A 9,588-nucleotide genomic window follows, 5' to 3' on the forward strand; every position below is an offset into this window, starting at 1 on the left:
CATGCGAGGACACCGTCAATCGCCCGATTCCACCAGTTCCAGCTCTCCCGTGTCCGGATCTGCGACGAGTCCATGCACCTTGACGCCCGGCGGCAGGAGCGGGTGGTTGCGAATGGTGGCGACACTGTTACGCACCTCGGCGCGGACGTCGCTAAATCCCGCCAACCATTCCTCCAGCCGGATGCCGCTGTGGGCAAGGGTGTCCAGAGTCTCGGCGGGTACGCCGCGGCTTTTCATCGTCTCAAGCAGGGTCTTGGCATGCGTGGCCGCCATCCCGCAGCGGTGGTGTCCGACCACGCACACTTCCTCGGCCCCCAGATTATAAACCGCGACCAGCACACTCTGCATCACGCGGCCAAACGGATGGCCGACCATGGCGCCCGCCACCTTGATGACGTTGGCGTCGCCGTTCTTCAGGTTCATCGCCATGGGCAAAAGCTCCACCAAGCGAGTGTCCATGCAGGAGATGACCACCAGTTTCTTGTCCGGAAGGTTGGAAGTCTGGTAGGGTACATAGTCTTTGTCCGCAACAAAGCGCCGATTGTGTTCCAGGATCTCGGTCAACCGGGACATCCGGCATACCTCCTGTCGTGCATCCGATTGTGACAGAGACGAGAGGGACACGGCAGCTGCAGCCCGCGTATCCCGCCGCACACGCGCGTAGACCCGGCCCCCTGCCGCGCATGCACCCAGGGCCGCCCGGCCCTTTACTTCGCTGCCGCCTTCGCCGCCTCCAGCGCCTCGCCGCGCTGCTTGCGCATGACGCGTTCCTTGTACTGGCGCTTTTCCTTGTCCGACATCGCCCGGTACTCCTTGAGGAACTTCTCGTATTGCGGCACGATGTCGGCAATCTTTCCGTACCCGCGCACCTCGCCGTATTCCAACCACAGCGCCTTTTCGCAGAAGCTTTTCACCTGCCCAATCGAGTGGCTGATGAAGAAAATCGTCTTGCCTCGCTGCTTGAACTCGTTCATCTTGTCCAGGCACTTGTCGGCAAACGTCTGGTCGCCCACCGACAACGCCTCGTCGATGATAAGCACGTCCGGATCGATATGAACCGAGATGGCAAAGCCCAGGCGCGATTTCATCCCGCTGGAGTACGTTTTGACCGGTTGGTCGATAAACTTGCCGACGTCGGCAAATTCGATGATCTCCGGTTCCATGGCGCGGATTTGCTGCTTGTTGAAACCGAGCATCAAGCACTTGAGCTCGATGTTCTCGCGGCCCGTCAGTTGGTTGTTCAAGCCGGAGGAGATGGCGATGAGCGAAGCCTGACCGTCAATCTTCACGCTGCCGCTGGTCGGCGGCAGGATACCGGCGATGATGTTGGAGAGCGTCGATTTGCCCGATCCGTTCACGCCGATGATGCCGATGACGTCCCCTTTGTCGGCTGTGAAGCTGACGTTGCGCAGCGCGTAGAAGTCCTCTCCATAGCCGCCGGGCAAGATCATGTCCAGCAGGCGCTCGGATGTGCGTTTGAACAACTTGTACTTTTTCGTAACGTTCTCGACGACGACCGCATGCTCCATGGTCCTCACATCCATCCTCCGGTTTGCCGAGACGCGCCCGCCGCCTGGGCGCCGCCCCGTGGGTTCGCGGTGTGCCTAGTGCGGCCCGGCGTGACGCCGACGCGCTGCATGTCACATATAATCGACAAAATGCGCCCGAAACTTCAGGTGCACAGCAGAGCCAAACACAAAAAACAGGATGACGACAATCCAAAAGTATACGGTATAAGCGGCGTGGTCAACCAGGTACCAGGATGTTCCGAGCAAAGCGGAACGGTAGCCCTCGACGATGTAGAACAACGGATTGATCCGCATGATGACCTGCACCAGGTGCGGGAGATGGCTGGGATCCCATAGGAGCGGCGTCAAATAGAGCAGGATGCGCATGAACGATTGCACCACCATCTGCACGTCGCGCACCACGGTGGCCAGGGTCGACGTGATGAGCGAAAACGAGACCAACAACGCCAGCAGGCCAAACATATAATAGGGAAGCTGAATCAGGTACACGGACACGTGAAAGGGCGTGAACTGAAAGATGATAAAAACGATGGCCAAGAGTATCAGGTGCTGATAGAACTTGGCGGTGATGACGTAGGTTGGAATCACGCTGATGGGGAAGTTCATCTGCGCCACCATGCGGATGCGCGTGTAGACCGACTTGGAAGCCTGCAAGGTGGCCTGATTCACAAAAAACCAGACGGTCATCCCGGCCAGCATCCAGAGGATGAACGGCACCTGCTCGACCGGATGGCTGCGGCGAATCCCGTAGCCAAACACGAACCAATAAATGCCTATCTGAATCATCGGGTTAATAATTTCCCAGAGAATGCCGAGGTAGTGGCCGCTGTTGTCGCTCTTCAGCTCGAACAGCGACAAACGGCGAATCAAGTACAGGTTGCGAATGTGCTCAATCAATACCGTCACGGCTGAACGCATGCTTTCTTCCTCTCTCCAAAGACGTGCTCGACCACCCGCCTGGCGGATTCACCGCACTCAAGGCGGCAAAAACGATGGGCGAACGCCTCCAAGGCGGGAGTCGGTTGAAACCCAGATGCCTGTGCAGCCTCGACCGCCGCGATGATTTCCTCCGTGTTGCGCACCAGCGGTCCTGGCGCTTCGCGCTCAAAGTCGAAATAAAAGCCACGCAGCCGATCCCGGTACGTCTCCAGGTCGTAGACGTAAAACACCATCGGTCGACGCAGGTTGGCGTAGTCAAACATCACGGACGAATAATCCGTGATGAGCAGGTCCGAAATCAGGTATAGCTCCCGGATATCCTCATGATTCGACACATCGATGGCAAAACCCTTGTACGCACCCAGGTCCATCCGTTCGGCGACCAGGTAGTGCAGGCGCAGGAGCAGCACAAAGGAGTCCCCCAACCGCTCCCGCATCCGATCCAAGTCCATGTGCAGGCCAAAACGGTACCGGCCCACGTCGAAGTATTCGTCATCGCGCCAGGTCGGCGCGTACAACAGCACGCGCCGCCCGTCGGGAATGCCCAGGCGCTGGCGGATGCGCGCCACAGACCCATCCTCGTGGTGCGTATACAGGTAGTCGTTGCGCGGATACCCGGTTTCCAGAACCTCGCCCGTGTAGCGAAAGGCGCGCCGAAAGATGGCGGTCGAATACGCGTTGGGCGAGACCAAATAGTCCCACTTGGCCGCCTCGCGATAAAACCCCCGCTTGTACCCTTCATTTGTCTGTCCTGGAATATGCACCTCGCTCATGTCGCCGGCCAGGCGCTTGAGCGGGGTCCCGTGCCACGTCTGCACGTACACGGTGTGGCGAGGCTTGGACATCCACAGCGGCAGCCGACTGTTGGTCACCCAATAGCGGGCCCTCGCCATCGCCAGCCACCACGCAGGCGAAAACCGCCGCACATAGGAGACGCCGTGCTCCGCAAACCGCGCCTCCGCCTCCGGGTGCGCGCTCCAGAGCAGCTGGTACTCTGGGCGGTGCGCACGCATGTATTCGTAGATGGCGCGCGGGTTGCAACTGTACTGGCGCCCCATGAAGCTCTCAAAGACAATCAGGCGGCGCTTGACCGGCAGCCAGGACAGCAGCGCAAAACCAGCGCGAAGCCCCGCCTGCAGCCACCGCCTGCGTCCCATTTTGGAGACCCATGACCTCATTCGCAAGCAGGATGTCCTCCCATCCTACATCGGCTGGCGGATGCCCGCGCCAGCCGCCATGTCGGTCGGGAGCGCATAATAGGGCGTCTCGGCCAGCAGGAGATCCAGCAGCCGTTGGCTCGACTGGCCCTGAGAATATTGGTTCCACACCGCCGCGAATTGTTGCACGCGTTCCAGATCAAACGCGTTTTCCCGAATCACGCGGACAATCTCGGCCGTCGAAAACACAACCGGCCCCGGCACCATCGACTCGTACTCCGCCCACAGCCCGCGCTTGCGGGCATATGTGGATAAATCGTATGGATAGAAGACCATCGGCCGGCCCAACAGCGCGTATTCGTACGGCATGGACGAATAATCCGTGACGAGATAATCGGCCAAGAGCAACAGGTCACCTGCGTCCGCGTAATCCGAGTAATCGAAGGCAAAGCCTCGGTAGGCGGACAGGTCGGCAACGCGGTTTTTCACCGCCGGGTGCAGGCGCAAGATCAGCGCATAGCCGTCCCCCAAGCCGCGCCGCAGCCCGGCGATGTCCAGGTGCAGCCGGAACGAGTCCAGCTCCCCGTCGCGAAAGGTCGGGGCATACAGGATGACGCGCCGCCCGGCCAGGGCCGGGTTCTCCGCCCGCAGCCGGGCAACCACGCGCTCGCGGTGCTGCGAATCGAAAAACGCGTCCGTGCGCGGCACCCCCGTGCGCACCATCCTATCCGCCGGCAAACCGAACGCCTGCTCAAACTGGCGCGCCATCGCGTCCGACCCGACGACCACCTTGTGAAACTGCTGATAGACGCGGCGAAACCGCCGCTTTGCCCGATCCGTCCGTTCCTTGACGCTTTCGTCGCACAGGCCGAACGTCTTCAGCGCCCCGGCTGCGTGCCACAGCTGCACGCACTCGACGCCGGGCCGGAATCGCGCCGCGGCGAGGAAGGCATAATAGTTATCGACGATGATATAGCGCGATGTGGCCACATGGTACACCGCCCGCACCAGGTCCCAGGGCCGCCTGGCCGAGAAGCGGATGTTGACCGCTCCCGCCGCCCTGGCGCTGGCGCTGCGGCTCGACGCATGCAGGAAGACGACGCGCTTGTCCGCGTCGCGGCGCCGCAGCTCCTCATGCACAAACCGGCAGTTGTCGGCGAACGTGTCGACAAAAGTGAACTTGTCCCGCAGCGGAAACACGCTGCATAGGGTAAACAGGACGCGGAACGTGAAAAGGTACAGCTCCACGGCCCACTCTCTAACCATTGTTTGCGGAGAGGAGATCCTGCTTGATCTGCGTCGAGGAGATGCCAATGGTCCGCGGCAGGTAGACCACTTCGCAGTACTCCTTGAGAAAATCAAACTTCCCCCTCCAGTCATCTCCCATCACGAAGATGTCGATGTGGTGCTCGATAACATCGCGGACCTTTTGCTCCCAGGAGACCTCCGGGATGACCTCGTCGACATAGCGGATGGCTTCCAGGATAAGCTTTCTATTTTCATAGCTATAATACGCTTTCTTATTCTTCTCCGCGTTAAATTCATCTGTGGACAGGCCCACGACCAGGTAATCCCCCAGCTCCCTCGCGCGCTTGAGCAAATTGATGTGCCCCCAGTGCAACAGGTCAAACGTCCCATAGGTCAAAACCTTTTTCACTGCGCATCCCCCTTTGGGCGGTTGCGTCCGCATCGGCGGCCTCGCGCCACGCTCGGTTGACCGCTCGCCGGAGACCACTCAGAGCGGTTCGACACCGTGCACCATGGGCAACAAGCGCCCATCCGTTCCAAGCGCCTGCGCGGGAATGGGAAAGTCGGACGCACGCAAGAGGTTGTCCGACTTTCCAACATGAGGATGGGCATATTTTTCAGCTCAATACCATACTCGACATTATATGCCCGCCGCTGCGGCAGATCAATGGTGAAACATGGCTTCAGTCCATCCACTTCCGCCCCACCGCCGCCACCCGGACACCCGCTTGCGCCAGGGCCGTGCGAATGCGCCGGGCCAACTCAAGCGCCTGCGGGCCGTCGCCGTGGATGCAGACCGTGTCCGCCGCAATCGCCACGTCCACACCCTGTTGCGACAACACCTTTCCCTCTTTGACCATGCGGATGACTTGCTGAACGGCCCGGTCGGTGTCTGAAATCAGCGCGTCCGGCTGCCGCCGCGGCGTCAGGGAGCCGTCCGGCTGGTAGGTCCTGTCGGCAAACACTTCATTCGCCGTACGCAGCCCTATCCGCTCCCCGGCCCGCACCAACTCGCTGCCCGAGAGCCCAAACAGGATGAGTTCCGGATTGACCTTGTAGACCGCCTCGGCCACCGCCGCCGCCAAAGGCGCCCGCACCGCCGCCATGTTATACAGCGCCCCGTGCGGTTTGACATGCTGCATACGGCCCCCTGCCGCCCGCACAAACGCGTCCAGTGCACCTATCTGGTAGACGACGATGTCGTACGCCTCTCGCGGCGAGATGTCCATGTTGCGCCGGCCAAACCCCACCAGGTCCTGCAACCCTGGATGCGCGCCTATCGCCACACCCTTGCTCAGCGCCCGTTCCACCGTCCGGCGCATGGTGCCCGCGTCGCCCGCATGGAACCCGCAGGCGATGTTGCACGATGTGACCACGTCCAGCATCTCGTCATCCTGGCCCAGGCGATAGACGCCAAAGCTCTCGCCGAGGTCGCAGTTCAGGTCCAAAACGGGCACAGCCTACCCTCCCATCCGCAAATCGCTAATTGACCGGGACAGGGCGGCCGCGCCCCCCGTCCCAGCTTCCCGTTGCCGCTCAGTTGGCCCGGTACGACGCAAACGGAATGTAGCGGAACGGCGCGCTGAGGTCGTCCAGCTTCTGCAGCGTATCCTCGTCCAGCACCAAATCGACGCTCTTCAGGTTTTCCTCCACCTGCTCCTCGCGCGTCGCGCCGACAATGATGGTCGCCACCGCCGGGCGGGTCATCAGCCACGCCAGCGACAGCGCCCCAGGAGAGCAACCCAACGAGGACGCCAAATCCGCCACACGCTCGCCCAGCTGCAGCCGGTCGTCGTCCAGCCGGCGGGCGAAATTCGGGTCCTTCTCCGCTCTCGATCCGCTCGGCGCCGCGCTCCCGCGCCGGTACTTGCCGGTTAGGATGCCACCCGCCAGCGGAAAGTATGGAATCAAGCCAACCCCCTGGTCCAAGCACAGCGGAATCAACTCCGCCTCCGGCGTCCTGTCGGCCAGGGAATACGACGGCTGGATGGACACATAGCGCTCCCAGCCGTACCGCTCGCTGATGGACAGCGCCTTCATCAGCTCCCAGGCCGCGTAGTTGGACGCGCCGATGTAACGCACCTTGCCGGAGCGGACCATATCGTCCAGCGTCCGCAGCGTCTCCTCCAAGGGTGTGGATGGATCAAACCGGTGAATCTGGTAGAGGTCGACGTAATCCGTTTGCAGCCGACGCAGGCTGTCCTCCAACTCGCCCATCAGGTGCGCCCGGGAAGACCCGCCCTGGTTGGGCCCGTCCCCGCGCTTCATCCCCGCCTTCGTGGCAATCACCGCCTCGTGCCGGCGCCCCTTCAGGCCCTTGCCGATGATGCGCTCCGATTCGGTGCCGCTGTAAATGTTGGCCGTGTCGATGAAGTTGATGCCGGCGTCGAGGGCCTTGTGCAGGACGCGGATGGAAGCGTCCTCGTCCGCCCGCGATCCGAACGCGTTCGTGCCCAGCCCCAACACGGAAACCTCAAGTCCACTGGCGCCCAACCTGCGATACTTCATCCATTCCACGCCCCTTGTTTCAAATTGGAAACAAACCAGCCGCCTTCGACAATCCCACGCGCAGTTCGGCGAGGCCTTGTTCCCGTTTTCGCTGCACCGCCCGCGCCTGCTCCAGCGTCACCCACACAAAGCGCAGCGATTCGCCGGGCCGCGCTTGGGCGATGACCGGCAGGTCCGCCTCCATGACCTGGGCGATGACCGAATACCCACCGGTCGTCTGGCAATCCGCCAGCAGCACCACCGGATGCCCCAAGCCCGGCACCTGCACCGCGCCGGCCGCCGTCGGCTCCGACACCATCTCCAGCTTCCGCCGCGGGGCCAGCCTCGGCCCCCTGAGCCGGTACCCCATCCGATCCGATTGTGGGGTGATGGTGAACGGCGCCCGCGCCAGCGTGCTCCGGGCCGCTTCGCTGAACGCGTCCACCTGCGCGCCGGGCAGCACGCGCACGCGCGGATTGGGCCGGTAATCGGGCAAGAGCCCCGGGTCCACCGTCCAAGCGGCCAGCACGAACGGACTCGCCCCGCCACCTGACCCATCCTCCGCGTCCTGGCCGGCCGCCGCCAGCGCCTGCTGGCGCATCCGCCCCAAGGCTGATGGGCTGCCCAGCGGCAACACGTCCCCCGCCTTCAGGGCTCGCCCCCGCCAGCCGCCCATTCCGGCGCGCAGGTAGGTGCTGGCGCTGCCCAACACCTCTGGCACGGCGATGCCCCCGAGCGCCGCCAGGTACATCCGGCAGCCGCGCGGGTTGGGCTCAAACTCCAGGACCTGGCCGCCCCGCACCAACACCGGCCGCCACGTCGGCACCTCCCGCCCCGCCACGTGTGGGGTCATGCCGAATCCGGCGAGCGCCACCAGCGTGTCCTCGGTAAACCGCAGCTTCGGCCCACGCACCGTCATTTCCAGCGCCGGCGCCCCCTCCGGGTTCCCGACCAGCAGGTTGGCCACGCGCAGGGCGAAGGTGTCCATCGCCCCCGAGACGGAAACCCCATATTTTTGGTACCCGTGCCTCCCCAGGTCCTGCACCGTCGTCAGCAGGCCCGGCTGCAGCACCTCAAGCCGCCCGCCCGGCTCGGCCCCCGCACGGATGCCCGGGCGCAAAGCCGCATCATCGCTCTGGCCTCCTTCCTGCCAGGCAGCCGGGGGAGGCGCGGCGTCCCGCGAGGCTTCTTGCGCCTCCGTGCCACCCGCCTCTGCCCGCGGCCCTTCCTCCCCGGGCCGGTGGGCGCTCTCCGCCGCCAACCGGTCGTACTCCTCGCGGCTGATGGCGCGAAAGCGCACCGTGTCGCCCGGTGCCAACAGGCTCGGCGGGTCTTCCTCCGGCCGGAAGAGGGGCACCGGCGTGCGCCCGATAATCCGCCAGCCCCCCGGCGTCGCCAGCGGATAGACGCCGGTTTGTTGGCCGGCGATACCGACACTGCCGGCCGGAATCTGGGTCCTGGGCTCGGCCAGCCGCGGCGTCGCCAGCCGTGCCGGCAGCCCGCCCAGATACGGAAACCCGGGCGCAAAGCCAATCATGTAGACCCGATAGCCGCCCTCGCCATGGAGGCGCACCACCTCTTCCTCGGAGAGGCCCGTGTGCGCCGCTACGTCCGCCAGGTCCGGCCCCAGCGCGCCCCCGTAGCAAACCGGGATTTCGACCTCCCGCGACTGCAGGCCGGCGTCCGTTGAGCTGGCCCGCATCCGCTCGAGGATCCACCGGCTCACCCGCTCGAAGTCAGTCCGACTCGGGTCATAGTAGACGGCCACTGCTGCGAACGCAGGCACGCACTCGCGAAAGCCAGCCGCAGGCTCCGCCTCCAAAGCCCGGGCCAGACTCAGCACCTTGCCGTGCACCGCCTCGTCAATCGTGTCACCAAAGCGGACGAGCACCCCGATGTCACCCAAAGGAAGCATCTCCACCCGGCTCACCTCGTCCTCAACCCGCTGCCTGTCCGCCTCCTCCAACGTATGCAATGCCTGCGCAAAATCGAACCGCCCCTCGCTGTCGTTCATCGCGTCTGTTCAGAAATTTGTGGTTCTATTCTACCATCCCCAGCGGATGGGCGGCGAGAACGCAGAGGGAAGTTTTCTCGCCTTTTTGCGTACACGCCTACGTTTCAGCCAGTCAGGTCAGCCAGACAGGCGCGCCTGCCTGATGTCCCTGGCCCCCATTGTCCAAATTATACCCACCAGGCGGGTTCGGCGTATACTCGGGGAGAGGAGGGGG

General features: G+C 63.4%; 8 protein-coding genes and 1 pseudogene. All 9 read right to left on the minus strand.

All coding sequences use genetic code 11. From position 1 onward, the window contains the following. Positions 1–15: 15 nt before the first annotated feature. Positions 16–573 carry a beta-class carbonic anhydrase gene (locus ASH01S_RS14165; protein WP_067929102.1) on the minus strand — a complete coding sequence of 186 codons (558 nt, stop codon included), beginning with the start codon at positions 571–573 and terminating at the stop codon, positions 16–18. Between the two features lie 137 nt (positions 574–710). Beyond that, positions 711–1,529 (minus strand): annotated as a pseudogene (tagH, locus tag ASH01S_RS14170) (teichoic acids export ABC transporter ATP-binding subunit TagH); the annotation flags it as partial. Positions 1,530–1,640: 111 nt separating this feature from the next. Further along, complete coding sequence (locus ASH01S_RS14175; protein ID WP_067929104.1) at positions 1,641–2,447, minus strand: ABC transporter permease; 807 nt, start codon at positions 2,445–2,447, stop codon at positions 1,641–1,643. Continuing rightward, positions 2,432–3,646 (minus strand): CDP-glycerol glycerophosphotransferase family protein, encoded by a 1,215-nt coding sequence (locus ASH01S_RS14180; protein ID WP_067929105.1) that lies wholly within the window; start codon positions 3,644–3,646, stop codon positions 2,432–2,434. The genes ASH01S_RS14175 and ASH01S_RS14180 overlap by 16 nt, the downstream gene beginning before the upstream one ends. A 24-nt stretch (positions 3,647–3,670) precedes the next feature. Continuing rightward, positions 3,671–4,873 carry a CDP-glycerol glycerophosphotransferase family protein gene (locus ASH01S_RS14185; protein ID WP_245629092.1) on the minus strand — a complete coding sequence of 401 codons (1,203 nt, stop codon included), beginning with the start codon at positions 4,871–4,873 and terminating at the stop codon, positions 3,671–3,673. A 10-nt stretch (positions 4,874–4,883) separates the two neighbouring features. Continuing rightward, positions 4,884–5,282: a glycerol-3-phosphate cytidylyltransferase gene (gene tagD, locus ASH01S_RS14190; RefSeq protein WP_067929107.1), complete on the minus strand. Its 399-nt coding sequence runs from the start codon at positions 5,280–5,282 to the stop codon at positions 4,884–4,886. Between the two features lie 274 nt (positions 5,283–5,556). Further along, the gene (locus ASH01S_RS14195; protein ID WP_067929108.1) at positions 5,557–6,330 is read right to left on the minus strand and encodes a LamB/YcsF family protein; all 774 of its coding nucleotides are present in this window, start codon (positions 6,328–6,330) and stop codon (positions 5,557–5,559) included. 79 nt (positions 6,331–6,409) lie between these two features. Further along, positions 6,410–7,381, minus strand: a complete 972-nt coding sequence (locus ASH01S_RS14200) for an aldo/keto reductase (protein ID WP_067929109.1) — start codon at positions 7,379–7,381, stop codon at positions 6,410–6,412. A 19-nt stretch (positions 7,382–7,400) separates the two neighbouring features. Further along, positions 7,401–9,374 carry a 5-oxoprolinase subunit PxpB gene (gene pxpB / locus ASH01S_RS19590; RefSeq protein WP_306302869.1) on the minus strand — a complete coding sequence of 658 codons (1,974 nt, stop codon included), beginning with the start codon at positions 9,372–9,374 and terminating at the stop codon, positions 7,401–7,403. Between the last annotated feature and the right edge of the window lie 214 nt (positions 9,375–9,588).

Origin of the sequence: Alicyclobacillus shizuokensis NBRC 103103 (genome assembly GCF_001552255.1) — a bacterium.
Classification (GTDB): Bacteria; Bacillota; Bacilli; order Alicyclobacillales; family Alicyclobacillaceae; genus Alicyclobacillus_G; species Alicyclobacillus_G shizuokensis.

What these genes read in the sequence shown, in the direction of transcription:
- ASH01S_RS14165 (WP_067929102.1), bottom strand. Translation starts at nt 573, where the DNA reads ATGTCCCGGTTGACCGAGATCCTGGAACACAATCGGCGCTTTGTTGCG.
- ASH01S_RS14200 (WP_067929109.1), bottom strand. Translation starts at nt 7,381, where the DNA reads ATGAAGTATCGCAGGTTGGGCGCCAGTGGACTTGAGGTTTCCGTGTTG.
- ASH01S_RS14180 (WP_067929105.1), bottom strand. Translation starts at nt 3,646, where the DNA reads ATGAGGTCATGGGTCTCCAAAATGGGACGCAGGCGGTGGCTGCAGGCG.
- ASH01S_RS14175 (WP_067929104.1), bottom strand. Translation starts at nt 2,447, where the DNA reads ATGCGTTCAGCCGTGACGGTATTGATTGAGCACATTCGCAACCTGTAC.
- pxpB (WP_306302869.1), bottom strand. Translation starts at nt 9,374, where the DNA reads ATGAACGACAGCGAGGGGCGGTTCGATTTTGCGCAGGCATTGCATACG.